Origin of the sequence: Bacillus spongiae, from assembly GCF_037120725.1 — a bacterium.
GTDB lineage: Bacteria > Bacillota > Bacilli > Bacillales > Bacillaceae_K > Bacillus_CI > Bacillus_CI spongiae.
In genome coordinates, this window is the sequence record NZ_JBBAXC010000007.1 from 161,089 (window position 1) to 186,896 (window position 25,808).

General features: G+C 37.3%; 25 protein-coding genes. 17 read left to right on the forward strand and 8 right to left on the reverse strand.

Annotation, left to right across the window (positions count from 1 at the left end; all coding sequences use genetic code 11):
• Window positions 1-62: 62 nt before the first annotated feature.
• The 5 genes from bioA to bioC all read left to right on the forward strand — a co-directional run bounded on the left by bioA (window position 63) and on the right by bioC (window position 5,011).
• Window positions 63-1,421: an adenosylmethionine--8-amino-7-oxononanoate transaminase gene (bioA, locus tag WAK64_RS10540; RefSeq protein WP_336586930.1), complete on the forward strand. Its 1,359-nt coding sequence runs from the start codon at window positions 63-65 to the stop codon at window positions 1,419-1,421.
• Window positions 1,422-2,120: a dethiobiotin synthase gene (gene bioD / locus WAK64_RS10545; protein ID WP_336586931.1), complete on the forward strand. Its 699-nt coding sequence runs from the start codon at window positions 1,422-1,424 to the stop codon at window positions 2,118-2,120.
• A 182-nt stretch (window positions 2,121-2,302) separates the two neighbouring features.
• Entirely contained in the window at window positions 2,303-3,463 is a 1,161-nt protein-coding gene (gene bioF / locus WAK64_RS10550) for an 8-amino-7-oxononanoate synthase (RefSeq protein ID WP_336586932.1), read from the forward strand.
• The gene (locus tag WAK64_RS10555) at window positions 3,463-4,185 is read left to right on the forward strand and encodes an alpha/beta fold hydrolase (protein ID WP_336586933.1); all 723 of its coding nucleotides are present in this window, start codon (window positions 3,463-3,465) and stop codon (window positions 4,183-4,185) included. Before bioF ends, WAK64_RS10555 begins: the two co-directional genes overlap by 1 nt.
• Before the next feature lie 10 nt (window positions 4,186-4,195).
• Window positions 4,196-5,011, forward strand: coding sequence for a malonyl-ACP O-methyltransferase BioC (gene bioC, locus WAK64_RS10560; RefSeq protein WP_336586934.1), 816 nt, complete (start codon window positions 4,196-4,198; stop codon window positions 5,009-5,011).
• A 70-nt stretch (window positions 5,012-5,081) separates the two neighbouring features.
• Here bioC and WAK64_RS10565 read toward each other — a convergent pair whose 3' ends face one another.
• Window positions 5,082-5,807 (reverse strand): DUF421 domain-containing protein, encoded by a 726-nt coding sequence (locus WAK64_RS10565; RefSeq protein WP_336586935.1) that lies wholly within the window; start codon window positions 5,805-5,807, stop codon window positions 5,082-5,084.
• 427 nt (window positions 5,808-6,234) lie between these two features.
• The gene (locus tag WAK64_RS10570) at window positions 6,235-6,813 is read right to left on the reverse strand and encodes a histidine phosphatase family protein (RefSeq protein WP_336586936.1); all 579 of its coding nucleotides are present in this window, start codon (window positions 6,811-6,813) and stop codon (window positions 6,235-6,237) included.
• Between the two features lie 461 nt (window positions 6,814-7,274).
• Between WAK64_RS10570 and WAK64_RS10575 the strand changes: the two genes are divergently transcribed.
• The 3 genes from WAK64_RS10575 to WAK64_RS10585 all read left to right on the forward strand — a co-directional run bounded on the left by WAK64_RS10575 (window position 7,275) and on the right by WAK64_RS10585 (window position 9,653).
• On the forward strand, window positions 7,275-7,667 hold the full coding sequence (locus tag WAK64_RS10575) for a hypothetical protein (RefSeq protein ID WP_336586937.1): 393 nt from the start codon (window positions 7,275-7,277) through the stop codon (window positions 7,665-7,667).
• Window positions 7,636-8,226 (forward strand): TetR/AcrR family transcriptional regulator, encoded by a 591-nt coding sequence (locus WAK64_RS10580; RefSeq protein WP_336586938.1) that lies wholly within the window; start codon window positions 7,636-7,638, stop codon window positions 8,224-8,226. The genes WAK64_RS10575 and WAK64_RS10580 overlap by 32 nt, the downstream gene beginning before the upstream one ends.
• A gap of 494 nt (window positions 8,227-8,720) precedes the next feature.
• Window positions 8,721-9,653, forward strand: coding sequence for an MBL fold metallo-hydrolase (locus tag WAK64_RS10585; protein ID WP_336586939.1), 933 nt, complete (start codon window positions 8,721-8,723; stop codon window positions 9,651-9,653).
• Window positions 9,654-9,769: 116 nt separating this feature from the next.
• Here WAK64_RS10585 and WAK64_RS10590 read toward each other — a convergent pair whose 3' ends face one another.
• The 4 genes from WAK64_RS10590 to WAK64_RS10605 all read right to left on the reverse strand — a co-directional run bounded on the left by WAK64_RS10590 (window position 9,770) and on the right by WAK64_RS10605 (window position 13,823).
• Window positions 9,770-11,017 (reverse strand): MFS transporter, encoded by a 1,248-nt coding sequence (locus tag WAK64_RS10590; RefSeq protein ID WP_336586940.1) that lies wholly within the window; start codon window positions 11,015-11,017, stop codon window positions 9,770-9,772.
• Between the two features lie 174 nt (window positions 11,018-11,191).
• Window positions 11,192-12,724 (reverse strand): multicopper oxidase family protein, encoded by a 1,533-nt coding sequence (locus WAK64_RS10595; RefSeq protein ID WP_336586941.1) that lies wholly within the window; start codon window positions 12,722-12,724, stop codon window positions 11,192-11,194.
• Between the two features lie 171 nt (window positions 12,725-12,895).
• Entirely contained in the window at window positions 12,896-13,090 is a 195-nt protein-coding gene (locus WAK64_RS10600; RefSeq protein WP_336586942.1) for a YwbE family protein, read from the reverse strand.
• A 46-nt stretch (window positions 13,091-13,136) separates the two neighbouring features.
• Window positions 13,137-13,823, reverse strand: coding sequence for a DUF6944 family repetitive protein (locus tag WAK64_RS10605; RefSeq protein WP_336586943.1), 687 nt, complete (start codon window positions 13,821-13,823; stop codon window positions 13,137-13,139).
• 474 nt (window positions 13,824-14,297) lie between these two features.
• Between WAK64_RS10605 and WAK64_RS10610 the strand changes: the two genes are divergently transcribed.
• The 7 genes from WAK64_RS10610 (at window position 14,298) to WAK64_RS10640 (ending at window position 21,458) form a co-directional block, all read left to right on the forward strand.
• Window positions 14,298-15,551, forward strand: coding sequence for an MFS transporter (locus WAK64_RS10610; RefSeq protein ID WP_336586944.1), 1,254 nt, complete (start codon window positions 14,298-14,300; stop codon window positions 15,549-15,551).
• A 178-nt stretch (window positions 15,552-15,729) separates the two neighbouring features.
• On the forward strand, window positions 15,730-16,734 hold the full coding sequence (locus tag WAK64_RS10615; RefSeq protein WP_336586945.1) for a Gfo/Idh/MocA family protein: 1,005 nt from the start codon (window positions 15,730-15,732) through the stop codon (window positions 16,732-16,734).
• Window positions 16,735-16,964: 230 nt separating this feature from the next.
• Entirely contained in the window at window positions 16,965-17,195 is a 231-nt protein-coding gene (locus tag WAK64_RS10620; RefSeq protein WP_336586946.1) for an excisionase family DNA-binding protein, read from the forward strand.
• A 185-nt stretch (window positions 17,196-17,380) separates the two neighbouring features.
• A complete protein-coding gene (locus WAK64_RS10625; RefSeq protein ID WP_336586989.1) occupies window positions 17,381-18,544 on the forward strand; it encodes an MFS transporter in 1,164 nt (387 codons plus the stop codon).
• 117 nt (window positions 18,545-18,661) lie between these two features.
• A complete protein-coding gene (locus tag WAK64_RS10630) occupies window positions 18,662-19,885 on the forward strand; it encodes an aminopeptidase (RefSeq protein WP_336586947.1) in 1,224 nt (407 codons plus the stop codon).
• Between the two features lie 348 nt (window positions 19,886-20,233).
• Window positions 20,234-21,001 (forward strand): threonine/serine exporter family protein, encoded by a 768-nt coding sequence (locus WAK64_RS10635; RefSeq protein ID WP_336586948.1) that lies wholly within the window; start codon window positions 20,234-20,236, stop codon window positions 20,999-21,001.
• A gap of 10 nt (window positions 21,002-21,011) precedes the next feature.
• Window positions 21,012-21,458 carry a threonine/serine exporter family protein gene (locus WAK64_RS10640; RefSeq protein ID WP_336586949.1) on the forward strand — a complete coding sequence of 149 codons (447 nt, stop codon included), beginning with the start codon at window positions 21,012-21,014 and terminating at the stop codon, window positions 21,456-21,458.
• 6 nt (window positions 21,459-21,464) lie between these two features.
• On the opposite strand, the gene WAK64_RS10645 is transcribed toward WAK64_RS10640, so the two are convergent.
• Together WAK64_RS10645 and WAK64_RS10650 are read right to left on the reverse strand one after the other, a co-directional pair.
• Window positions 21,465-22,673 carry an esterase/lipase family protein gene (locus WAK64_RS10645; protein WP_336586950.1) on the reverse strand — a complete coding sequence of 403 codons (1,209 nt, stop codon included), beginning with the start codon at window positions 22,671-22,673 and terminating at the stop codon, window positions 21,465-21,467.
• 165 nt (window positions 22,674-22,838) lie between these two features.
• On the reverse strand, window positions 22,839-23,594 hold the full coding sequence (locus tag WAK64_RS10650) for a hypothetical protein (protein ID WP_336586951.1): 756 nt from the start codon (window positions 23,592-23,594) through the stop codon (window positions 22,839-22,841).
• Between the two features lie 419 nt (window positions 23,595-24,013).
• Between WAK64_RS10650 and WAK64_RS10655 the strand changes: the two genes are divergently transcribed.
• Window positions 24,014-24,697, forward strand: coding sequence for a response regulator transcription factor (locus tag WAK64_RS10655; protein WP_336586952.1), 684 nt, complete (start codon window positions 24,014-24,016; stop codon window positions 24,695-24,697).
• Window position 24,698: 1 nt separating this feature from the next.
• Window positions 24,699-25,703 (forward strand): sensor histidine kinase, encoded by a 1,005-nt coding sequence (locus WAK64_RS10660; protein ID WP_336586953.1) that lies wholly within the window; start codon window positions 24,699-24,701, stop codon window positions 25,701-25,703.
• Window positions 25,704-25,808 lie beyond the last annotated feature (105 nt).

Consider the following 25,808-nt stretch of genomic DNA (forward strand, 5'->3'; position numbering starts at 1 on the left):
TAGATGAGAATAACTATATGTTAACTAATATTATTAACAAGGTTAACAAAAAGGAGTGGAGAATGTTGTCTCATCACGAACAGTTGATAGAAAAGAGTAAGAAATACTTGTGGTTGCCGTTTACACAAATGAAAGATTACGAGAAGGATCCTCTTATTATTGAAAGTGGAGAAGGTGTGAAGCTAAAGGATACGGAAGGGAAGTTGTATTATGATGGTTTTTCTTCCGTTTGGTTGAACGTACATGGGCATAGAAAAAAAGAGCTAGATGAAGCCATTCGTGTACAGCTTGAAAAAATTGCCCACTCCACCCTTTTAGGTATGACGAATGTGCCAGCGACAGAGCTTGCTGAACGTTTAGTAAACCTAACACCTCCAGGGCTTGATCGTGTTTTTTATTCGGATAGTGGAGCCACTTCAGTTGAAATTGCCTTGAAGATGGCTTTCCAATATTGGAGAAATATTGGAGAGACGAAAAAACAGAAATTTGTCACAATGAATAATGGCTATCATGGCGATACAGTTGGTGCCGTTAGTGTTGGGGATATCGATGTGTTCCATAAAGTGTATAAGCCGTTAATGTTTAATAGTTATAAAACGCCTTACCCATATACATACCGTCATCCTTCGAATCAGGCTGAAGTGTGTCGTGATGAGTGTTTAAATGAATTAGAAACACTACTAAAGGAACGCCATGAGGAAATTGCAGCACTCATAGTCGAGCCTATGATGCAAGGTGCTGGTGGGATGATTAAAATGCCAAAAGGCTTTTTATCTGGAGTTTCAAAGTTATGCAAAGCCTATGATGTTCTTCTCATTACAGATGAAGTCGCAACAGGGTTTGGTCGAACGGGAGAACTGTTCGCGTGCAATCATGAAGGAGTAGTACCTGATATTATGACTGCTGGAAAAGGGCTTACCGGCGGTTATTTACCGATTGCGATTACGATGACAAGTGAACGTATTTATGAAGCCTTTTATGATGATTATACGAAGTTAAAAGCGTTTTTCCATGGCCACTCTTATACGGGAAATCAGCTAGGGTGCGCGGTTGCTCTTGCCAACCTCGATTTATTTGAAAGCGAAAAAATAGTCGAAAACGTGCAGCAGAAATCGAAAGTCATTCAAGAAACATTAACTAAATTTCATGAACTAAACCATGTAGGTGATATTAGGCAAATCGGTTTTATGACTGGAATCGAATTAGTGAAAAATAAGCAGACGAAAGAGCCTTTTCAGTGGGAAGAACGCATGGGATATCAAGTATCGTTGAAAATGCGAGAACTAGGCATGCTGACAAGGCCGCTTGGAGACGTCATCGTATTTATGCCACCATTGGCAAGTACGACAGAAGAACTCCAGGAGATGATGTCTATTATGTATGAAGCGATTTATACGACAACAGAAAGAGACCGTTCCTAAATGAGTAAAGGCATATTTGTAACAGGAACAGATACAGAAATAGGGAAAACCTTTATTACTGGAGGAATTGCAGCAGCTTTAAAGGAAGCGGGGCATGATGTTGGCGTGTTCAAGCCAATGCTCAGCGGAGTAAATAGGGAAAACCCTGAAAGTGATGCCTTTTATTTAAAAAGGATGTCACAAGATAATACGCCATTAGAGAAAATTAACCCCTATTGTTTTCCTGAACCGCTAGCTCCTTACGTTGCAGCCAAAAGACAGGGAGAACACGTAACGAAAGAAGAACTCGTTCGTGCTTGGGAACAAATAAAAAATCAACACGAGTTTTATTTTATTGAAGGGGCTGGTGGATTGGCCGTTCCATTAGGGGAAAACTATCTTGTTTCAGATCTGGCAAAAGAAATCGGCCTTCCCATTTTGATTGTCGCTCGTCCGAGCTTAGGAACTGTAAATCATACATTGCTGACAATCGAATATGCAAAACAAGCTGGACTAAACGTACTCGGTGTTATTATAAATGGATTGAAAAAAGAAAGTGGAATTGCGGAAGCGACCAATCCGAGTCTAATTGAACAATTCTCCGGTGTTCCAGTCCTTGGAGTGGTCCCATGGATGGAGCACTTCAACCGAGAGGACATTGTTAACATGATGATGGATAGAGTTAATTTGACCTATCTATTAGAACAAGCGAATAAATAAGGTTTATTTTATGTATAAAAGACAATACACATTGATTAAAATTAGATTGGCTAGAAATGAATCGAGTTTTTATTCAAATCGTTAGGCGATAATGAAAAAGGAGAGCGTATGTTGCATGACATATGCTCTTTCATAGTAGGGAGGGTATTGTCATCGATCATCAAGGCAGATGGGTAGAGGAAATGAAAGCTGAGCTAGAGGATTTAGGTTCCCGCTCTGCAAAACGTTCGCTCATTACGACAGAAAATGCAGATCAAGCGTGGCTTAAAATGGATGGACGTAAAATGTTGAATCTTGCCTCTAACAATTATATAGGGTTAGCTGGAGATCAACGTTTGAAGCAAGCGATGATAGAAGCGATTCATCATTATGGTGTTGGAGCGACAGCATCCCGGTTAGTTGTAGGAAACCATCCCCTTTATGAAGAAGCTGAAAAGAAGCTTATTCATTGGAAGAAAGCGGAGGCAGGTCTCATTATAAACAGTGGCTATTCTGCAAATGCAGGGATCATATCTGCTTTAATGGGTCGAGATAGTGTCATTTATAGTGATAAATTAAACCATGCAAGTATAGTAGATGGGGTTATATTAAGCCGTGCACATAATAGGCGCTATCGGCATAATGACTTAAATCATTTAGAAGCTCTATTAAAAAAGGAAGAGAGAAATAAACGAAAGTTAATTGTTACAGACACTGTTTTTAGTATGGATGGAGATATGGCAAATCTTGCCGGGCTTGTGGAACTAAAGGAGAAATACAATGCATTATTAATGGTTGATGAAGCTCATGCAAGTGGTGTTATGGGCGAAAACGGATGTGGATGTGCTGAACAGGAAGGACTTCAAAATAAAGTAGATATCCAAGTGGGAACGTTTAGTAAAGCATTGGGTTCTTTTGGTGCATATGTTATCGGAGATAAATGGTTGATTGATTATTTAACGAATCGAATGCGTGGATTAATCTATACTACTGCCTTACCACCAGCCGTAGTTGGGTCGATTGTAAGAGCAATTGAAATTGTTCAAACAGATAAGGAGAAACGCTGTTTATTGCAGGAACTAACGAATAGATTTCGTGTGAAATTAGAGGCGTTAGGGTTTAATCTTTGTGGAAGTCAATCACAAATTGTACCTATTCTAGTCGGGGAAAATGAAAGAACAATCCAATTTGCTCGTAGGTTGCAAACTAATGGAGTTGCTGCTATTCCGATTAGGCCACCTACTGTCCCAGAAGGAGAAGCAAGAATTCGCTTTACGATTACTGCAGCCCATACGCATCAAGATGTTGATTGGGCAGTGGAAAAGATTGCCCATGTTGGCAAGGAGTTAGGAGTGATCTTGTGATGAAACAAGCTTTATTACTGCCAGGTTGGGGAATGGAAAAAGATGTGTTTTGTTCGTTAATAGAGGCATTTGAAGAGAGAGTTGAGTTCACTTTTATCGATTGGCGTGGAATCAAGACGAAGGCTGAATATGAAGCTAGAGTTATCTCGACCTTGAGAGATATGAAGGATAAAGTTCACCTTGTTGGTTGGTCATTAGGGTCTATTGTCGCCTTAAATGTTGTCAATCAAGTGCCTGAAAAAGTAGCAGGCATCATCATTATTGGTGGAACAAGTCGCTTTACGATTGGTGATGATTATGCTTATGGTTGGCATAAGAGAATCGTAAATCGAATGAAAACAAATGTAAAACGAGATAAGGATCAAACATTACGCTCTTTTGATCTCGCAATGTTTTCTGAAACAGAACATAAGCAAGGCTATTATGATCAGTTTGTCCAAATACGCAACGAGCAATTTCAAGGGGATAGTACAGATTCGCTTGAAGTCGGATTACAATACTTGATTGAAACAGATGTCCGCAACATTTTGCCCATTATTAAAGTGCCATGCCTGATTATTCATGGAGAAGAAGATGGAATTACCCCTGTTGAAGCAGGAAAATTTATCAATGAGCAAGTTGGAAGTGAATCGAGTATATATGTCTTACAAGATACTGGACATATGCCGTTTTTCACAAAGGCAGATAAATGTGCGCAGCTTATGAGGGAGTTTATGGAGTAGGAGGGAAAACATGATCGATAAACAATTATTACAAAAGCGTTTTAGCCAACGAGCTGAATCTTATGATGATTTTGCAATAGTTCAAAAGAAAATGGCCATTGAATTAATTCATACGATTCCACCATTCGATGAAAATAGGAAGATTCGAATATTAGAAATAGGTTGTGGCACAGGATATTTAACTAATTTGTTGTGCGAGACATTTCCTCTGGCATCTATTATGGCAGTAGATTTAGCTCCCGGTATGATTGAAAAAGCAAAGCAACGAATAACGAACAATCAAGTGACATTTAGATGTGGTGATATTGAAGAAATGGTACTTAATGAAAGTTACGATATTATCATTTCAAATGCTACCTTACAATGGATAAATGATCTACCGAAATTGCTAAAAAAACTAGGGAACCAACTAGCAATGGGAGGGGTTCTTGCATTTTCTACTTTTGGAAATCATACCTTCCATGAATTACATACGTCTTTTGAGAATGCAAAAAAGTCACTAGCTTATGAACGTGCAAATCCACCAGGTCAATCTTTTTATACATTACAGGAACTATCCTATTTATGTAAGCAAGAATTAGGATATTTAGGGGGAGGAGATAATCCATTTTTCAGTTCTGAAAAGGTCTATGTAGAATACTTTGAAACAGTACGTATGTTTTTCTCTTCTGTAAAAAAGGTAGGTGCAAATAATAGTAACGTAGAAGGCTACTGCCAGCGACCATCATTTTTTAAAGAGTTAATGAGGCAGTATGACGGTCATTTTCGTGATATGAACGGAGTGAAAGCCACGTATCACAGTTTGTTTATAAGGTATATAAGGTAGTAGACTTCGGGTGAATTCAGTCTATAATCATTCAGTAAGACACTACCCTTTCATAATAAAAAGGGTGTTCTTAATGATATAGTTTCGGAACCTTAATATTTTGTTCTTTCTTTAAAGAAATTTGTAATTGGTGGTTTTTATTAATAGAAGCAAAAAATACGTCATCTAGCTGGCTAATCCCTTGCTTCGTTAATTGTTGAAAAAGCCAAGCCGTTGAAACATTAACATCCTCTAATACCTTTGGGTATAACTTTCCATCCATTATGACAGGCAATGAAATCGGTGAAGTGCTTTGCAGCATCCCTATACTTTCTAATGTAGCAAAGCGTTTTGCTGGTTTTTTTAAGACACTAATATTTCCGCTCGATTCAATGATAGCCGTTTCTACTTCTGACACATCAAATATATCCTTTTCTCTTAGCAGCTGAAGAATGTTATCAATAGAATATCGAATGCGTTTTAAATTTTTTTTTAGTAGCTTTCCATCTTGAATTACTATCGTTGGTTCAAAAGTCATGAGCCTGCCAATTTTCCTTTTTGATATTTTTACGTTCGCAGCTAGCCGCTGTAGGAGTCCGATAGCTAAAATTGCTACAAGGGTATGAATATGCTCAATTTTAGGATCTGCAATATCCGCCCCAACGACAGATCCCAGCGTTAAAATAATTAAAAAATCAAAAATCGGCAATTCTCCAATAGACCGTTTCCCCATAAAAATAGTCACAGCTAATAAGAGTGGTAAAATCGTGAAGATTCTTCCGATGACGAGTAGTGAATCCTTTAGTATTTCTAGCATAGTAAACTCCTTTGTGAATTAAAGGTTCATAGATGCGGTTAATTTTCCAAAAAAGCAAGGAAATTATACTAGATGAGATGGTGAAAATTTGAATGGAGCGTTGGTTTGGAATAAAGTTCAACCATAAATACCTCACACTTTAATACTATTGCTAACATAAAAAAAGCTATTTTGAAAATGGTTAATCAAAATAGCTTAAGGCTAAATGTTGGTTTTGTGAAAATTTTACCCTCCCCAATCCTTGAATAAAAGTAGAGTAGTCATGGCATTGATAGTTAATTCTTATACCAAAGCTGAAGACTTGGATTCGCGACACTATTAAAATTCATTCCCCGTGATGTTTATTTGTATTTGTTATTCTTTGAGTTTTATTAGATTCACTCAAGTAGTCAAAGCAGTTTTCGTCTTTGAGACATACGGATAAAGATTACCAATTAACTTTCAACCAACCGACCTCTTTAGGAAAATCATTTCGAGATAGTTTTTTTTCAGTAATAAATTGTCGATAAGAAGTTATTGTTCCGTCATGAGAAACTAAATAGATTCTATTTTTACCAGTACTCTTGCACCAATTCAAAAAGACGTCTGCAATTAAGACAAACTCTTGCTCTGGTAGTTTATTTATTCCTTTTGTCCACCACTCTTTTGAAAATTCTTCTACATCAATTTCAAAATCCTTAAATTCATTTTTAATTTTTTCTTTAGCTAAAAGTTCATCACAAGGAAGAGTAGTCCACTCCTGCTTTTGAGGAAACATTCTTGGAGATAAAAATGGACTAACAATTTTTCTACAGTGTATTCCTTCACTCCAAATTTCTACAGTTTGTAATGTTCTTCTCATAGGACTAATTAGAATTAAATCTGTCGATGATAAAGGAAACTGTGACCTAAGTGATACAGCTTGTTTCTTTCCTTGATTAGTTAATGCTGGGTCCCTCGTATTTAAGCTGTTAGGTAAATCGGTGGTATGTTCACCTTGTCCGTGTCTAATAAATACTAGTTCCATCCAACTTCTCCTCTCTAAAACCTTAACTCATATATATAACATTCCTGCTCAATGCTTGAATTGTATAAGACTTGTTCATATTTCCACAACTGCTTACTATGTACTAGCTAAAGCTATAATATCTAAGCTCGACATAAGAAACTGTATCCCAAGCTGTAGATTGTGATTTTTTCAAAGTGCTTCACTAAATAATTTAAATAGTAATTCAGGTCGTATTATAGAGCCTATGCGACTCATTAAAGTACAACCACCAATCCCACCCCTCATTTTAGCATATATAACAGGAAAGTTTTTACATCATTTTGAATTATCACAACCAAAGAGGCAAAACAGTGAAACATATATATGAGCGACGTTAATAAGTCATCGATTCCAAAAATAAACGATATGCACATAAATAAACGAAATTCGTATAGTATTTAATGAAGCGTTTCATAAATATATTTTAGGGGGATTAAAAAATGAATTCGACAGTAAGAATCTCCAGAATTGTATCAATTTATTACCTTATAACAGGTCTTGGATTTTCACTTTCAAGTGACTATTATGTAACGATGGTAGCCCATACAAGCTCAGATCCCGTTTTGATTAATCTATCAGGTATGGTCCATTTCTTTATTGGGATGACCATTCTTGTACACCATTTTAAGTGGAAGAAACCCCTTCAAATTGCAGTTTCATTGTCAGGTGTATTTTTCTTATTAAAAGGCGTATTTCTAATTGTGTTACCCGAATTGACTTTACAGACAGGGAACAATCCTGCGCAGTCCCCTTGGATCATGTCAATTAGTTTTATAGGAGTAGGATTATTAGTAGGCTATTTTGCATACTTTAGAAAATATGAAGATAAGTAAAAAGGAAATCATAATTGAATGCTCCATTCAGCTATTTAATCAGTATGGGTTTAAAAAAGTGACTGTAGAGGAGATTTGCGATACATCTAATTCGAGCAAAGGGACTTTCTATAAGCACTTCTCAAACAAAATTGATTTGATTATCCATATAGTTTCTGCTTTCGTAAATGAGGGAAATGAACGCTTTAAAAATTTAATGAAAGAAGAAATTGGATTCGAAATGCTTGTAAAAGAAGTTTTGTATTTAAAACAAGATATAATGGGAAAATACACCATTCACTTTCTTACAGACTTGTATGAAAGTGATACCCTTGAAGTTCAAGAAATTTTAAATAAGTTGCATGAGGATTCAATAAACAACTCTCTTATGATGTATGAATTAGGGATCAAACAAGGGAAAATTAATAGTCATGTTACGTCAGATTTTTTTCTTTATCAATTAGAAATTCTCGATAAAACTCGTACGGATCCCAGAGTAATTAAAATGTATCCTGACTTTAAAAAAAGAAACATGGTTATATTTAATCAATTTTTTTATGGCTTAGTGAAAAGAGATTAGAGACCTACTTAATTAGGAATCTCGTATATTCAATTAAGTTTTCGTTCTATGTGAACGAATGAATTCCAAAATAAATAAAATTAAAGGGAAATTTCCTTTAAGAAATGCGTCCTTCGGTATTATAAGGTCATCCAGATTTATAGTTTACCTGGCTGGCCTTATTTTTATAGACTACTTTTTAGATAGTCGGGGGAGAACGCTTGCGTCCATTATACTGTTCACTCTACTTGTAGAAATATGTTTGAGGATGGTTGGAGGAGATGCCCTCGCATTATAAGCAAAGCACAAGACGGATAGGGGATACCGACTCATCTATCAAAAAGAGAAACGTACGGAATCAGTGAATTACCTGAATGTGGAAAAAGGGCTGATACATAATGAAGCATGTAAAAAACGAAGGAAAATGGGAAAGATGAACTCACTTTAAAAGGAATCATGATGTGAATATCGAATATAAAAAAGACACGTCCATCAACTAAAATGAGGTGAAGCAAGTGAATCCAGAGTTCAGCAGTAAACACTTTACGCTTAAAAAGGTTAGAGATGGTGTCTATGCAACAATAGCAAAAGAAGGGAGCGGCTCTGTAGCAAATGCAGGGTTTGTGGATTTAGGTGACCAAGTCATTATTTTTGACACATTCAATACACAACAAGCTTCTGATGATTTAAGATATTGTGCTGAAAAAATAATAAATCGACCTGTTACACTTGTGGTTAATAGTCATTGGCACGGCGATCATATTCGAGGTAACCAAACGTTTAAAGATTGTGCGATTATATCAAGTCAGATGACCTTCTCCAAAATGAAAGACATTCATCCTAAAAGAATAAATAAGCAGAAAAAAGATATAAGAGGAATCTCAGCTTATAGACAATCTTTAGAAAATCAGCTTCATCAATCTGATGGAGATAAATTAAAGCACCAAATCAATTCATTAATTGAACTAGAACAATCGTTGCCGACATTGGAATTAGTATTACCAAACCAATTATATTATAAAGAAATAACATTTTACGGACCAAAACGGAGTGCAAAATTATTTACTTTCGGAGGAGGACATTCGCAATGTGATAGCGTACTCTATCTTCCAAGTGATAAAGTGGCTTTTATGGGAGATTTATTGTTTGTTAATTGTCACCCTACTTTTTTTCAGGAATCGAATCCAGAGAAATGGATTGAGATATTAAAAAAGATTGAAAGAATGGATATTGAAGTAGCAGTTCCAGGGCATGGTTCACTCGGAACGAAAAAGGATATTTTAACGCTGATGAATTACATCAGTCATTTAATTTCCAAAACAAGAAAAGACAATAATAAAGAAGAGGTTGTAATGCCTACTATTTATAATGAATGGACTTCACCAGAGATTTATCAAGAGAATAGTAAAATAATAAAAGAATGGTTGATCCTTAATAGTAAGCAATGACCATAAGAAATTTACTTAAACGGAGATGTATGTAAACAGAATATCAGAGGATTTTCTCTGCTAAGTAGCCCCGTCTTAATAAGAGCGGGGCTACTAATGGTTGTATGTAATTTGTATTATTCGTTTTCAGGAACAAAGGAAAGAATGACCATGCCAATAATAAATAAAATGACGAGGCTGAATACACCGTAATTTGAACTTCCTGTCATTTGCGCGGTAATACCGACGAGTAGGGGCCCCATGATGGAAGCAAATTTTCCAAAAATATTATAAAAGCCGAAAAATTCATTTGAATTCTCTTTTGGAACGAGTTTGGCAAAATAGGAACGGCTAAGCGCTTGAATTCCTCCTTGCGAAGAAGCGACGAGCATGGCTAAAATCCAAAAATCAATTGTAGATTCAATAAAAAACGCGTAAATACAAACAAAAATATATACCGTAATGCCGACATAAAGCATCTTCTTTCCAGTAAAAATTTCTGAAAGGCGACCATATAGAATTGAAAAAGGTGCTGCAACAACTTGTGTAACAAATAGAATGACTAACAAGCTCGTTGCACTGAGTCCAAGGTCAGTACCATAAGCAGTAGACATGGTAATGATTGTTCCAACCCCATCGATATAAAAGAAATAAGCTAATAAGAATAAAAATAATGGGCGATAGTTTCGTATTTCTTTGAAGGTTTTACTAAGGCGTATAAAGCTATTCATAATCGGCCTTGGTTCTCGTTCAATATAATAACGCTGTCGAATGTTTTTTAATAATGGAATGGTGAAAATTCCCCACCAAAGGGCTGTTATGATGAATGAGAGTTTACTTGCTGTTGTTGTAGAAAAGGGGAGTAGGTCATTTTGAGATGCCAGGATGATAGCAATACTCATAATAAACGGGATGGTACTTCCAATATAGCCAAATCCAAAGCCACGAGCAGAGATTGTATTCATACGTTCATCTGTTGTAACATCGACGAGAAAAGCGTCATAAAAAATATTAGCCCCTGCGGAGCCGATTGCTGCAACTGTATAGCACATTAATAGAAGCCACCACTGAGTAGTAGGAATAAAGGCGAGGAGTGCGGTGAAGCTTACACCTAAGGCGAAGAAAAATGTAAAGAATTTCTTCTTTAATCCATCATAATCGGCTATCGTTCCGAGTACAGGCCCAAGCATGGCCAAAATAAACGTAGAAATGGCAATCGTGTAGCCTAAATAAGCAGTTGAATTAACCGAACTTATACCAGCATTCGTTGCTGCTTCTTTATAAAACAGTGGGAATACGGCTGTAGAAATAATAATGGAATACGCAGAGTTTGCCCAGTCATAAAAAATCCAACTATTTTCTTCTTTAGTCAGTTTCTTCTTCAATGGAATCCTCCTTCGACATTCACGTCTTTCTATACTTCTATTGTACATGAAAAGTTGTCTAAAGAAGAAATGCTTCATCATTAAGTTTTGATGAAGCTAAAAAGTAGAGGGATTTTTAAATTTTATAGGATATTTTAGAACAGAAAAATAGAATAAATAAGTCATGTTAAACAATTATCTAATGACAATATACGGCCTCATCATTTCGTAGTCCTCATGTTCTAGTATGTGACAATGCCATACGTATAGACCTGTATATGGTCCAAACACCATTATAATTCGAGTGATTTCTGCTGGGTTTGCTCGAACTGTATCCTTCCAGCCTGCTTCATTCGTTTCAGGTCGTATTTTCGGACCAGTTGTTACGACTTTTCCATTTTTTTCGTAAACATCTTGATCAAATGATTGACGATCAAGAATTTGGAAGCGAACAAGGTGTAAGTGAATGGGGTGTGTTGCTCCAGTCATGTTTATGAAACTCCAAATTTCTGTCGTCCATAATGAAGGGTTTTCTGTTATAGGTTCAGACCAAAAGCGATCATCTAGGAGGTGTATATTCCGTTTCACAGAATCGGGTCTTGTATTCAGTAGGAGTTTTCTTTCTGTATAAAATGGCTTAGGTACAAGCTTAGGTACATAGGATAATTTTTTTGGTATGTGACTTTCATCTAGGTTGGATAATGGTTTATTCACACGAAATTTCATCACGAGACCATCGGAGGTAGGATCAGGAGGGTCTCCTTGTGGAAAAGGTGACATAGCATCGTTTCTCATCACAATTTCGTTCCCCGCTTCATGAGAAAAATCTATGATAATATCTGCCCGTTCAGCAGGAGCAAGTAGTAGTTTATCAACCTTAACAGTGTAAGGTAGGAGGCCTTGATCTGTTCCAACTTGATAGAAAGGTTGCGCATTTGATAGGGAGAGACGGTAAAAACGGGCATTTGCTCCATTTAAAATTCTAAATCGGTAACGTCGAGGCTCTACATTTAAATACGGCCATATTTTTCCATTAACTAGATTAACTTTGCCAAAAAAATCAGGAACAACAGAAGGATTAATACTTGGAATAGGGGGGTCTGGTTGAGAAGGATAAAAAAGAGCTCCACTTGAGTCAAACGATCGATCTTGAATGAGTAATGGAATATCATAAGAACCCTTTGGAAGAGGGAGTAATTGCTCTTCTTGATCATGGATAATATAAAAGCCTGCCAACCCAGCATATATATTTAATCTTGTAATTCCCATGGCATGGTCATGATACCAAAGTGTCGTTGCAGGCTGTTGATTCGGATATTCATACAGCTTAGTTCTAAAGTAAGGGCCTACAATCTCGAAATTATTAGTAAACCATGCCTCGGGATAGCCATCGCTCAAATCTGGTGTCACTCCACCATGAAGGTGGACGACTGTCCGGACTTCTGGTTTGTCTTCTTCAGCTCCGTGCACCGTCGTGTCAATCGGAAGGATATGTTGACATGGTAATTCATTAGTCCATAAAACAATGATTGGCTCATATCGCGAGACCCTAAAGGTAGGTCCAGGATATAGTCCGTTATAGCCCCAAATGGTAGTAGGAGGTAAATCACGATGAAGCTTTTGTCTACACTGTCGCATGCTGACATGGTAAAAAGGCATCCCGTTATAGGTTGAAATGGGATGAATAGGCTCTGTTGAGGGGAGTGGGTCAACAAATGGTTCAAGCATGTTATCCCTCCTTTCCCTAAATACTATTTTTCTTTCATTAAAAATATCCATTTAATGTGGATATTTTTAATGAAAGAAGATGTTATGACCTATGCTCCGTTTTTTTAGTGTAGCAATGTACATACACTTCAGGTGAAACCTCCTCTTGAATTTAAACGGAAGTCTAAGCGATTAGACGATAATTTCTTTTACACGGCCAACTTGTCCGTTTTCAAGGCGTACTTTTATACCGTGCGGATGGAAACTTGCATTTGTCAGAATATCCTTTACAACACCTTCAGTACGAGTGCCACTTCGTTGGTCTTTCTTCAAAACGATTGATACTTTTTGCCCTGTGGAAATATATTTCCGCTCTTGTCCGTTCATTTATAGGTCCTCTTTTCATTTGTTTCCCTTATTATAATCGATTCAACTAGATAATCGAAAAAAATGATCTCTGTGCATACGTGTTTTTTGGTTCTCTTCTGCCCATTTTTATCTCAAAATCTTTTGTGTTAGCAATAGCTGCTAGTGTTGCACCAGCGGTTTGTGCATAACTTCCAAATGCTTGAAGTTGTTCACCTAGTTTTTCTTTACCGCGTACAATTAATGTTGCGGCAATGGCTTCAATAGCTGCACCTAAAGTCTGTAGAGTAAGACCGTATGTTGCAAGAGCGGCGTAATCTGTTTTACTTTGACTATATGCAACAGCTTCAAAGGCTGCTCCCAATGATTGAAGTGAATCACCGATTACATCCAATTTTGTCCCTTCTAATTCTTCTTCACCTTCACCTTGAAGTTGGATTGCCCCTGCTACAGAGTTTGTTGTATTTCCAACAGCCTGGAACCATGCACCGGTAATACCCATTCCGTGTGCTTCACTTTCTGGTGGCATTTTTGAAAGCCCAATTGCTTGGATAGAGTTCCCTGTTGCTTCTAATCCGTTTCCTATGATTACTAATTTAATTCCTGATTTTTCGTTTTCATCGTTTTCTGGAAGGGCAATGAGCGTTTCGCCAACTGCAGCGATTGCCGTCCCAAGTGCCTGCAGCCAGTTCCCGATGACTAACAGTAAATTTCCGTACACCTCCTCTGCTTCAGTTTTTCTGTAACGTTCCATTTCCTCACCCCCTTCAGTGGCAATACTATATTGTATTCAATATTTTGAAAATAGGTAGCACTCTGTTGAAATTGTGCTAATGTATACATAGGAAGAAGAAAGTAAAAAGACAGGTGCATATAGGAAGTTCGAAGGATACGGTGGTTCTTGGTTATGGTTAGGCATTTGGTGAAGGCTTCAATAGGTTGTTTTCGCCATTTTCCATTCAAGTGGTACATAAATGAACCCAATTATTCCATTAAACTCAAAAGCCAAGATATCGAATGGAGAATAGCTCTATTCGCTATAAAATGATATGTGGCACACGACCTGTATCGAATCAACCATTTATACGAACATGAGGTGTGGAAGAGAAAGATTAATACATATCCGCCTTAAGGCGGAGGTGAAACCAATCGCAAGAGGTTAGAAGAGGTGATAAGCAAAATTTATAATTAAGTTAATAAATAATTAATAATTAGGAGTGAAGACGATATGTCGAGTGAAGCACGCGCTTTGGTAGAGAAGGAGCAGGTGAAATCCTCTGTTTTTCGCAACCGGAATTTCCTTTTATTGTGGATTGCAGCGTTATTATCAAGTTTCGGAATTTCCTTTTTTCTTTTTTCACAAAGCTGGTACGTTGTGAGTGTGTTAAATCTGGAAGCATCATTGGGACTAATTTATATTGCATCTAGTATACCTAGATTATTATTTATGATCATCAGTGGAACATTTGCTGATCGCTATAGCAAAACAAAGATTATGTTTATTTCTGATTTTAGTCGTAGTTTATTACTAGTAGGACTTATTCTATGGTTTATTTTTGGAAGTGTGAGTATTTGGACATTTGTCGTCTTCGCTTTCTTCTTTGGAATTTTAGATGCCTTTTTTTGGGCGGCAGAAAGTGCCATTATACCCTCGATTCTAAAAAAGGAAAATTTAACTCGTGGTAATTCCATAATACAAATGACAAATCAATCATCCTTTATATTAGCTCCAATGCTTGCAGCATTCATTATTTCGTTTGGAAACTTTGAAATTGTGTTTGGAACAACGGCTGTTATGCTTCTCGTTGCTTCTATTGCGATTTCCTTTATGAAAATTCCTAAATCGAAAGCGGAAGAAAATGCACAGAATCAAACATTTTGGGAAACGTTTAAAGAGGGAGTTAAGTATGTGAAAGAATCCCGCATGTTAACGCTCATTATTTTAACAACCGTTTTTATGAATTTATTCATAGTTGGACCAATGACGATGGGGCTTCCCCTCTTTGTGAGAAATATTTTAAACGGTGATGCGCAAGATTTCGGTTTCCTTGAGGCTGGATTGGCAGTTGGCATGCTGATCGGTTCCATTGTGGTAGCAGTCTTAAACCTACAGAAGAATAGAGGTATTATCGGTCTTTCCCTAATCGTCGTGTCAGGTGTGTTCTTTATTACTCTTAGCTTCTCTACAAGCATATGGGTTAGTATAGTTGCATTAGCTGGATTTGGTCTTTGTTTAGCTGGTTCAAATATTCCCATTGTATCTGCCATACAAGCTGCTGTAGAGGAGAAGGTTATAGGGCGTGTAATGGGACTTATCTCACTAGCTTCTATGGGGCTGATTCCCGTAAGCTATGCTATTACGTCTCTTGTTCTGAACGTAGGAATTTCGATTCATCATATTATGGCAGCTGGAGCGGTATTAGTTATGATGTATGCAATCTTTATTATGTTTCGATTTAAGGAAGTACGTGAATTACAGTAAGGACGGAAAAGGTGGATGTGTGGATAGTAAATGGTGCCAAGGAATTGTGGAATTAATTGAGTGAAAGTTGAAAATAAAGTAACCATGTACATAACCGTACATGGTTAACTCTATTGTCCATTCTGACTAGTTATCATGATATGAGTTGAAAGATATGTAAATTAAGGAGTGAAGGGATATGGGGAAGAATATAAAGTGGGGAATTTTAAGTACGGCTACAATTGCCGTAAATGCCATAATTCCAGCGATTTTGTCAGCAAAGAACAGTGAGGCTGCGGCCATTGCGAGCAGTAACCCTAAGGTTGATGAATGGGCAAGGAAATTCAATATTAAACAGGTATATAGAAGCTATGATGAATTGTTACATGATGAGGAGATTGAGGCTGTTTATATTCCCTTTCCTAACCATTTACATAAAGAATGGGTGATAAAAGCTGCTATAAAAGGGAAGCATGTTTTGGTAGAAAAGCCAGCGGCTTTAACGAGTGAAGACGTGATGGAAATGGTACAAATATGTAAAGAACACAAGGTGCTGTTTATGGAAGCATTTATGTACCAATTTCAGCCACAACATCTATTTGTTAAAGAAATAATCGATTCAGGTGAAATTGGAGAAGTACGTCACCTTTCCTCCACGTTTACGTTTCCTTTAAATATACATCAGCACACTCATGAATTTCGTTTAAATGCAAAACATGGAGGTGGAAGTATATGGGATGTTGGGTGCTATTGTATTCATGCTGCGAAAACGTTAATTAAAGAAGAGCTGAAAAGCGTCTATGTTTCCGGTAGATTTCATCCTGACCATCATGTTGACATGACTGCTACAGGCATTTTAACATTTTCACGAGACGTAACAGCAAGCTTTCATTGTAGCTTTGAAGAAAGCTTTAGAAATACTTATGAAATTCATGGAACAAAGGGGACAATTTTTCTTCCGAATGCGTTTTGCTCAGATCGAGTGGATGGTGGTTTGGGAGAAGTGACAGTTATGAACGGTGGCGGGGAAATCCGAACAGAATTATTCAAAGCTAATCAATATGTGCTTCAAATGGAGCATTTTGCTGAGTGTATCTTAGCGGGTAAGGAAGTGTGGTATTCCGGTACTGAGACTTTCCATAATACTAGAGTAATTGAAGCGTGCTATCAATCCCTAACGGAAGAAAAGATTGTTCACTTATAATTGAAAGGGTCTTACATGTATAATGAGAACGGACAAGGCTTTGTTTTCATTTGATCCATAAAGAGGTTAACAAGCACTCTAGTAAACATTCATTATTATCCGTGTTAGTAGTACTTATTACATCGTATAATCAATATTTTTTATCCGATTTCCATTAGATTTCCTTCCTTAGTATAGATGATAAAGTTATAATAGAAGAGAAATGATACACATAGAGTGAGGAAATGTGAATGTATTTAACCGTGAAAGAAACAGCAGCCTATTTGTCTTTTCCAGAAGCTTGGATTAATTCTCTCATATTAGAAGGGAAAATCCGTGCCGTTCATGATGGGCAGCAATATTTAATTAATAGAGAGCAGTTTCAGAACCATTTAGATCAAGTTGAAAAGTATAAAAAGCTAATGCTTGAATATTTAAATGAACCAATTCCAGAAGACATAGATATTAAGGATGAAGATTGACCTCCCACATAGGGAGGCTTTTTATTTTTTAACTGATTTCTACCCATTTACGGGAATAAATATGATATTATTTAGTGATTCGAAATATTCAACGGATGATATTTAATATAAAGTATGTGTATTTTTATAAGGGAGTGGCTTTTTTGGAAGAGAAAAAAGAGAAGCTATGGAATTCGGCATTTATTATGCTGATGTTGGGGAATTTATTCGTATTTATGAGCTTTCAAATGTTGTTGCCAACGTTGCCTCCGTATATTAAATCGATCGGAGCATCGGGGCTTGAAATTGGTTTAGTAACCGCATTATTCTCAATTGGTGCGGTGTTAAGTCGCCCGTTCATAGGACATATGCTAGAATATCAAAATCGAAGACCATTAGTCATTAGTGGGGCAGTGTTCCTCCTTGTCGTTACGATGGTCTACCCTATTTCTCAGATTGTAATTATCTTTTTATTATTCCGTTTTATTCACGGACTTGCATGGGGATGGTCCACAACCGTTAACGGAACAGCGGCTGTAGATGTTGTGCCAAGCTCACGATTAGGAGAAGGGATGGGGTATTATGGGTTATCTATCACTATAGCCATGATTATCGCACCTAGTGTAGGAATTTACTTATATCAAGTAACAACCTTTACTACCGTGATTATCATTTCGAGTATTTTAGGTTTGATTGCGTTAGGACTGCTTTCTATTGTCCGTTACCGTACGCCTGAGCTTGTTCAAAAAACAAACCGAGAGGATTTAACTTTCTCTTATTTCCGTTCCTTTATTGAAAAGTCAAGTTGGTACCCATCCCTCATTACACTAGCAGCTACACTTGCTTACGGTACGATTGTGACGTTTATCGTTATTTTTGGTGAAGAACGTGGGATTGAACATATCTTTCTTTTTTATTTAGTCAATGCCGTCATGGCGTCTATTTCGCGCCCGATAGCAGGGAAATGGTTTGATCGAAATGGACCAAAGGGACTCGTTATCTTTTGTTTATCACTTTCCTTTGCGGGGATGTGGGCGTTATCGCTATCTTATTCAGCCATAGGTGTTATGATTGCAGGGGTTTTATTTGGAATTGGGTATGGATCGCTTACTCCTACCTTACAATCATGGACCATTTCTATTACGCCAGCCAATCGCATTGGAGTGGCGAATGGAATGTTCTTTTCTTCTATTGACTTAGGGATTGGATTAAGCGGATTGCTGTTTGGTGCATTAGCAGCATACGTGGAAATATCTGCACTGTTTCAGATTTCTAGTTTCTTTTTAATTATGGGAATCATCTTGACTCTGTTAGAAAATCGGAAACAAAAAGCATCTTATCGTAATGAAGTGAAAACGGTAGAAAGCTAGCTTTTCATACCACGGGCTGAATGCCTGTGGTATTTGTATTATAATGTTGGAAATATAGTGAATTTTCGATATGATAGAATAGGAGAAAAAAGCTACATACATAGATGGAGGGATTCGATGGAGAATCAATTAAATAAATATGCAGAACTAGCTGTAAAAGTTGGTGCGAATGTTCAAAAAGGACAATATTTATGGGTCTCAGCTCCAATAGGCACCGAGGATTTCGTTCGCCGTGTTGTAAAGGAAGCGTATGCTGCAGGAGCATCAAAAGTTCATGTTGAGTGGCAGGATGATGTAATTACGCGAACACATTTTGAATTAGCATCAGAGGAGGCTTTTCGTGAGTTCCCGGAATGGATTGTTCAAGCATACGAAGAGCTAATAGAAAAACGTGGAACCCTATTACATATTGATGCATCTGACCCTGACCTATTAAAAGGCATTGATGTTGACCGCATTATGGCCTATCAAAAAATACAGGGAGAGGCGCTTGAGAAGTTTAAAGAGGCTATGCAAACGGATAAAATTAGCTGGTCCATTATTGCTTTACCTAGTCCAAAGTGGGCGACAAAAGTATTTCCTAACCTTCCTGAAGCTGATCGGATGCCGGCTCTTTGGGAAGCCATTTTCAAGTCGGTGAGAATTGATTTAGACAATCCTATCGAAGCTTGGAAAACCCATATTGAAACGTTGAAATCTAAAGCGACTCAGATGACAGAGAAAAAATTTAAAAAGCTACATTATAAAGCACCAGGTACGGATTTAACGATTGAGTTACCAGAGAAACACTTATGGGTAACAGGCAGTTCTGTAACTCCAGAGGATGTAACTTTCGTGGCAAATATGCCGACAGAGGAAGTCTATACAGTACCGGTAAAGACTGGAGTTAATGGATACGTTTCTAGTTCCAAACCACTTGCTTATCGAGGGAATGTTATTGATGAATTTAAGCTTACATTTGAAGATGGGAAAATCGTTCAAGTAGAAGCGAAGGAAGGACAAGAGTTACTTGAGAAGATGATTGCCACAGATGAGGGAGCAAGTTACATTGGTGAAGTTGCACTTGTCCCACATCATTCCCCGATTTCAAACTCAGGCATTCTATTTTTCAACACACTGTTTGATGAGAATGCTTCCAATCATTTAGCGATTGGTTCAGCGTACCCAACATGTTATGAAGGTGGCGCGGAGCTTTCTGAAGAAGAGCGTAAAGAAGCGGGAATGAACGACAGTATCGTTCATGAAGATTTTATGATTGGCTCTGAAGCTATGGACATTGATGGTATATACGAGGACGGCACGTCTGAACCGATTTTCCGTAAAGGAAATTGGGCATTTTAATTGTGAATAGGCGGTAAGAAAGGGTGACCATGTGAGGTTACCCTTTTTAAATGAGAAAAACCTTTGCTTACTCTCTTTCTCTTACAAATAGGGGAAATATTTGGCCAGTTTGAGTGTTTTTTTAAACGATTTGGAACAGCATGAAAGGGAAAATGGGAGATATATGATGTCATGGGAAGCCAATTCGATGATTAATTGCATTATAAAGACAAGATTTTAAAAAAAGAAAGGGAACATTTTTGAATTTCCAGACTTTTATTGATTTCACTTAATCATTTCTTTACACTATTAACGTAACGAAGAATATTTAGTGGTTAAATTAGTAGGAGACTTTCTCCTTAGAGGGTGATGGAGTTGGAGCAAGATAGAGAATTGATAGATGATGTGATGAAAGTATGTCTATTGGCAGGAAAGCTGATGCTGATGAGTGGAGCAGAAACGTATCGGGTGGAGGATACGATGATTAGAATTGCCGCAGCCTATGGGATGGATCAGTCCCATAGTTATGTTACCCCAACGGGCATTATTTTTTCCCTCGAGGGATTGGAAACGACAGAAACGAAATTGATTCGAATTGTGGAACGCTCGACAGATTTAAAGCAAGTAACGGTAGTTAATTCAATATCTCGTCAAATAAGTGGTGGTGAAATGACTGTCAGTCAGGCTTACGAAAGACTAAAAGAGGTAGAACAGAAAAGACAAACCTTTTCGCTTCCTATTCAAACAGTTGCAGCGGCCGTTATTGGTGGTTGTTTTGTTATTATGTTTCAAGGGAATTGGCATGATTTTATTCCTGCTTTCCTTGCTGGTGGTGTGGGTTTCTATAGCTTTATGTCCATTCATAAAGTAATCGAGATTAAGTTTTTTGCTGAATTTCTAGCCTCTGTCTTTATCGGATTATTAGCCAATGTTTTCGTTTTGACGGGTATTGGGCAAGAACTAGACAAGATTATCATTGGTTCGGTCATGCCACTTGTTCCTGGACTACTCATTACGAATGCGGTGAGGGATTTAATGGCCGGTCATTTAGTCTCAGGATTATCAAAAGGGGCGGAAGCCTTTTTAACAGCTTTTGCGATCGGTTCGGGCATTGCTGTCGTATTTACCATTATGTGAGGTGAGTGGGTTGTTTTACATTGAACAGCTTGTGACAAGTTTTATTGCATCAGCAGCTTTTGGTGTTATTTTTAATGCGCCAAAGGAATCTTTAGTTAAGGGTGGGTTTGTTGGGGCATTTGGTTGGATGATTTACACCATGTTGTCCTTGTTTGAAATGGATGATGTCCTTGCGACACTCATTGCCACGTTTTTTATAGCTGTCATGAGTCAAGTGTTTGCTAGAAGGTATCGAACACCCGTTATTATTTTTAGTGTCGCAGGAATCATTCCGTTAGTACCAGGAGGGCTCGCTTATGATGCGATGAGACGATTCGTGCTGAATGATTACGATACAGCAATTACGCTAGCGGCTAAAGCTTTAATGATTTCAGGCTCAATTGCGATAGGTCTTGTATTCTCTGAAGTTGTAAATCAGATGATTCGCCAGTCAAAATTTAAACATAGTCGACCATAAGAATAGTTACAGTTCCACCTGCTCTTTTTCATCTACGTGAAGTGTGGTTGGTTCTTTTTTATTGAAATGGATTTTACATATATCGATAGTCTGCTTTTGGTGAGAGTGAAAAACATGCGCTTCCGCTTTGTGACTAAGTACAAAGTGAGTGTGATTTGCCAAAGTCCTTTGATAAAGGGGATTTTTCACGGCGAGATGTCCTTGACCCTTTACGATCATGATAAGGTAGTCTTTCTCCGGTATAAAAGGAACATCTACTTGTAAAGTTGTTTTTTTGCCTAATATCGTTTGTAACAGGGGGATACTTTGCAAGAGAATACTTTGATGGTTTCCTTCAAGTAGGTACGTTTCGCCTGGTATTGAAAAAACGCTCCGAACAGTTGTGTTTCCATCACCGAGCTCTGTAGAAAGCGTCCCTATCACTTCACCGTCACCACGTTTAGAAGAGGTTGAAATTACTTTTAACCCATTGATGGTTTGTTGTCCAATTCCAGCAATTAGTGATAGTTTTACCTTTCTTTTCTTCAATAGTCGTGCATCTTTATTTAATGAATTGAGAAATTCATTTTTTGTCTTCATGTTGGAGATATTGCTCCAATGCCAATGGAGGGTGCCTTTTTTTAGTAAATAGTTTCCATAGTCTTCACTAGGAATGAGGTCGCGAAGGCCTTTAAATTGTTGATGAATTGTTGAAGTGATGTCTGTTTCATAAAGGTAAGAAAAGAGATAGAGGTAGGCATTCATAAATAAAGGAGTAAGTGTCGGTTCAGAGGGGGCTAGTTTTTCTCCACTCGTCCAATACATATAGTGAGGCGGGCAGCCGCTGTTTGGTGTTCCAATTAAAATAACTTGATGAATGTCTTTTTCGTAAACACGGCTTTCGATATATGCTCTCGTAAGTAAACCGCCCATACTATGAGCAACGATATTTACTTTTTTATGGTTTGTTTGTTTTTTTACCTTCTTAATCGTTTTCATTAAATACTCTTTAAATGAAACTCTCACTTTTTTTCGCCAATCATAATAAGCGATAAATAAATCTACATCTTTCTGATAACCAAGTGCTTGTTCTAGCGCGGTAATAAAGGGGTCGTACACAATACTTGCGATACCGAAATGCCATTTTCCTGTCCCTTGAATAATGTTTTCACTCATTGAACCGAAAAGGCCAGGGACAAAAATCAACGGAGTGGCTTCCTTTTTCGCTGATAACATCAAACCCTCCTTTCGAGAAGTTTTTTACTAGATTATATTCAGACAGGACAGAATCAAGAAGTGATAAATGAATCCGACTAATTTATGTAAACATCACTTATCAACAGGGTCCCTTTTTCAGTTTATAAAAAAGGGCGACTTCAAGATTGAAATCACCCACTTCCATTAAAGGCTAGTCATACTATTTTGTTGTTCAGCTTCTACACCAGTAGCGGGGCTATCGGTTGAACTAGGACGTTGACCGTTACGGTTATTAAATTCAATCCCTAATTCTTGTAGTTGTTCTTTTGCTTCTTCCTTCGTTAATTCACCCGCTTCGACTTGTTCCCGAATGGCATCAAGCGCTGCTCTTGTCTCATCATCTAATTGGTTCGGTCTTGCTTTAAACTTTTTAGGAAAAGTAATTCCAAGTTCTTCTGCCATTTCCTTTGCTTCTTCTTTCGTTAATTCACCATTTTTCACTTGTTCACGTAGATCTTTAATTTGGGCCTTTACCTCTTCATCAAATCCGTCGAATGATGAAGGAGGTAGTTGAATGCCAATTTCCTCAAGGAACTGACGTGCTTCTTCTGAGGTGATTTCTCCTGCTTCAACTTGCTCGCGAATATCATGTGTTTGTTGATGTGTTTCCTCATCTAACTTGGAATGGTTACTATTTTCATTTAAATGCTTAGGGTGTTCAACACCAAGCTCTGCAAATTTTTCACTCGCTTCTTCCTTTGTTAACTCTCCACTTTCAAGTAAATCACGAATCTCTTGTAGTTGTGCCTGTGTTTCCTCATCTAAGTTCTCAACCCATTCAGGTGCATTAACTGGAGTAGCTTGTTTCGGTTCATTTGCGATGGCCGTATAAGCGGTTGGAGCAGCAATAGCTGTTGCAAGTGCTCCAGCAACGAATTTCGTCGATAATAAATTTAACATTTTATCATCCTCCATAATTAATTTTATTTCTTCCTTCTTACACGTCTAATAGTAGGACAGGAATGTGTCAATAAAATGTCAGTATCCTTTTTTGTTTTTCTTTGAATGTCATCATTAGCAGTATTTTTTATGTATTTCTACTTTCTTAGATATCCTAGAAATGGGAATAAATAAGGAGAGGTTATAAAATATCATGATAGTGATAAAACAAAGGCATTAGGGGTATCTACCTCTTTATATTAATGAGAAGTATGTATATTCTTCATAAGGATTGACTTAATAATAAGGAAAAGTTGGACCTGACAAGTTTATTTTGCAATACGAATGAAACATAGGGATTACATAAACATGCTAGTATAAGTAGAGTAATGGTATAGCGTTACGTGTAAAACTATAGAAGGTTAAGGCGGTTTTTAAGAATGAAAATATTACTTGTAGAAGATGATAAAACGATTGCAACTGGACTTGAGTATTCATTACAGCAAGATCAGTTTTCTACGGTTCTTTGTCATGATGTCGCATCTGCAAAAAAAATAATTTCCGAAGGACTAAGTCAATTTGCTTTATGTCTATTTGATGTATCCCTTCCTGATGGAACTGGTTATGAATTATGCCAATATGTGAAAGAGATAAGTGATATTCCCGTTATCTTTTTAACTGCGAGTGATGATGAAGTAAATATCGTAATGGGGCTTGATATGGGAGCAGATGATTATATAACAAAACCTTTTCGAATTCGTGAGCTTCTTTCCAGAATAAAATCGGTGTTAAGAAGGTACCAAAAACAAGGTCAACCGAATACGATGATTGCCATTCATAATATAAAAATAAATACGCTTGAAGGCAAAGTATATAAACAGGGGAATGAAGTGGATTTGACTGCTTTAGAGTACCGTTTACTACTTATCTTTGCCAATCATATCGGTCAAGTTCTCTCTCGGAATCAGTTGTTAGAACGAATTTGGGATATTGCTGGAGACTTTGTAAATGATAACACATTAACGGTTTACATAAAGAGACTTCGAGAAAAATTAGAGGATAACCCCCAAAATCCAACGATTATTAAAACAGTACGTGGTTTGGGCTATAAGGTGGGGGAATAATATGATTCGAAATCGAGAAATCCAGCTTTTACTTATGGTTATGTGTTCTGTCAGTATTATAGCTATCATTATTGCTGCTATTCTTTCACCTATTTTCGCATGGCTGATGTTCATTGTGTCTATTATCTTAATTGGATGTTGCTTTGTCTTTACATGGTGGCGGTATCGCGAATTAGCTACATTATCTGGTTATTTACGCCAAATTAGTAGTGGTGATTACACATTGGATGTTCGAGATAATCGTGAAGGTGAGCTAAGTATTCTAAAAGATAATATTTATAAAATGACGAGAAAACTATCAGAACAGAGTGCTGTTTTACAGCAAGAAAAGTTGCAACTTACAAACGCCATTTCAGATATATCTCATCAACTTAAAACACCGCTTACCTCAATGACTGTGATGACTGATTTAATTAGTGATGTCAATCTTCCCGAGGAAAGAAGAATAGAATTTACCCGCAATATTGAGGTTCAGCTCGAGCGTATTGAATGGCTTGTGTCCTCTTTATTAAAACTATCGAAAATCGACGCAGGAACGGTGATATTTAAGAAAAACGAAGTCATCGTTGATGAGCTCATTCGACATGCTCTACAACCGGTTTTAATCACGATGGAAATTAAAGAACAAACTGTTTCTATTGAAGGCAATGAAAGGGTCTCTTTCTACGGTGATTTTAATTGGACTGCAGAAGCTTTAATAAATATTTTAAAAAACTGTGTAGAACATACGATGGAGGGGGGGAAGATTGAGATTTCTTTCTCAGAAAATGTTCTCTTTACGGAAATAACGATTTCGGATAATGGAAAAGGAATTTCAAAGGAAGACCTTCCCTACATTTTTAAACGATTTTATCGAGGAAAGAATGCTAATGATGATAGCGTAGGGATTGGCCTCGCTATGGCTCAAAGTATTGTCACTAGCCAAAATGGAACGATTGAAGTGGAAAGTGGAGAGGAGCAGGGGACCCAATTTCGACTAAAGTTTTATAAGAGTATTCATGGCTAACATCATGTGTTTATGTGGATTACCTCCTATTAAGTGACTTGAAAATGACGAAATTGTCACTTTCAAGTCACTTAATAGTCATGTTTGCTCACTATACTGTAGCTA

Bases quoted from the DNA above. Each gene is read 5' to 3' on its own strand.
- WAK64_RS10645 (WP_336586950.1), bottom strand. From the start codon at position 22,673: ATGTTATCAGCGAAAAAGGAAGCCACTCCGTTGATTTTTGTCCCTGGC.
- WAK64_RS10610 (WP_336586944.1), top strand. From the start codon at position 14,298: ATGTCGAGTGAAGCACGCGCTTTGGTAGAGAAGGAGCAGGTGAAATCC.
- bioA (WP_336586930.1), top strand. From the start codon at position 63: ATGTTGTCTCATCACGAACAGTTGATAGAAAAGAGTAAGAAATACTTG.
- WAK64_RS10565 (WP_336586935.1), bottom strand. From the start codon at position 5,807: ATGCTAGAAATACTAAAGGATTCACTACTCGTCATCGGAAGAATCTTC.
- WAK64_RS10605 (WP_336586943.1), bottom strand. From the start codon at position 13,823: ATGGAACGTTACAGAAAAACTGAAGCAGAGGAGGTGTACGGAAATTTA.
- WAK64_RS10575 (WP_336586937.1), top strand. From the start codon at position 7,275: ATGAATTCGACAGTAAGAATCTCCAGAATTGTATCAATTTATTACCTT.
- WAK64_RS10630 (WP_336586947.1), top strand. From the start codon at position 18,662: ATGGAGAATCAATTAAATAAATATGCAGAACTAGCTGTAAAAGTTGGT.
- bioD (WP_336586931.1), top strand. From the start codon at position 1,422: ATGAGTAAAGGCATATTTGTAACAGGAACAGATACAGAAATAGGGAAA.
- WAK64_RS10660 (WP_336586953.1), top strand. From the start codon at position 24,699: ATGATTCGAAATCGAGAAATCCAGCTTTTACTTATGGTTATGTGTTCT.
- WAK64_RS10555 (WP_336586933.1), top strand. From the start codon at position 3,463: ATGAAACAAGCTTTATTACTGCCAGGTTGGGGAATGGAAAAAGATGTG.
- WAK64_RS10615 (WP_336586945.1), top strand. From the start codon at position 15,730: ATGGGGAAGAATATAAAGTGGGGAATTTTAAGTACGGCTACAATTGCC.
- bioF (WP_336586932.1), top strand. From the start codon at position 2,303: ATGAAAGCTGAGCTAGAGGATTTAGGTTCCCGCTCTGCAAAACGTTCG.
- WAK64_RS10595 (WP_336586941.1), bottom strand. From the start codon at position 12,724: ATGCTTGAACCATTTGTTGACCCACTCCCCTCAACAGAGCCTATTCAT.
- WAK64_RS10570 (WP_336586936.1), bottom strand. From the start codon at position 6,813: ATGGAACTAGTATTTATTAGACACGGACAAGGTGAACATACCACCGAT.
- WAK64_RS10600 (WP_336586942.1), bottom strand. From the start codon at position 13,090: ATGAACGGACAAGAGCGGAAATATATTTCCACAGGGCAAAAAGTATCA.
- WAK64_RS10625 (WP_336586989.1), top strand. From the start codon at position 17,381: ATGCTGATGTTGGGGAATTTATTCGTATTTATGAGCTTTCAAATGTTG.
- WAK64_RS10655 (WP_336586952.1), top strand. From the start codon at position 24,014: ATGAAAATATTACTTGTAGAAGATGATAAAACGATTGCAACTGGACTT.
- WAK64_RS10620 (WP_336586946.1), top strand. From the start codon at position 16,965: ATGTATTTAACCGTGAAAGAAACAGCAGCCTATTTGTCTTTTCCAGAA.
- WAK64_RS10635 (WP_336586948.1), top strand. From the start codon at position 20,234: ATGGAGTTGGAGCAAGATAGAGAATTGATAGATGATGTGATGAAAGTA.
- bioC (WP_336586934.1), top strand. From the start codon at position 4,196: ATGATCGATAAACAATTATTACAAAAGCGTTTTAGCCAACGAGCTGAA.
- WAK64_RS10650 (WP_336586951.1), bottom strand. From the start codon at position 23,594: ATGTTAAATTTATTATCGACGAAATTCGTTGCTGGAGCACTTGCAACA.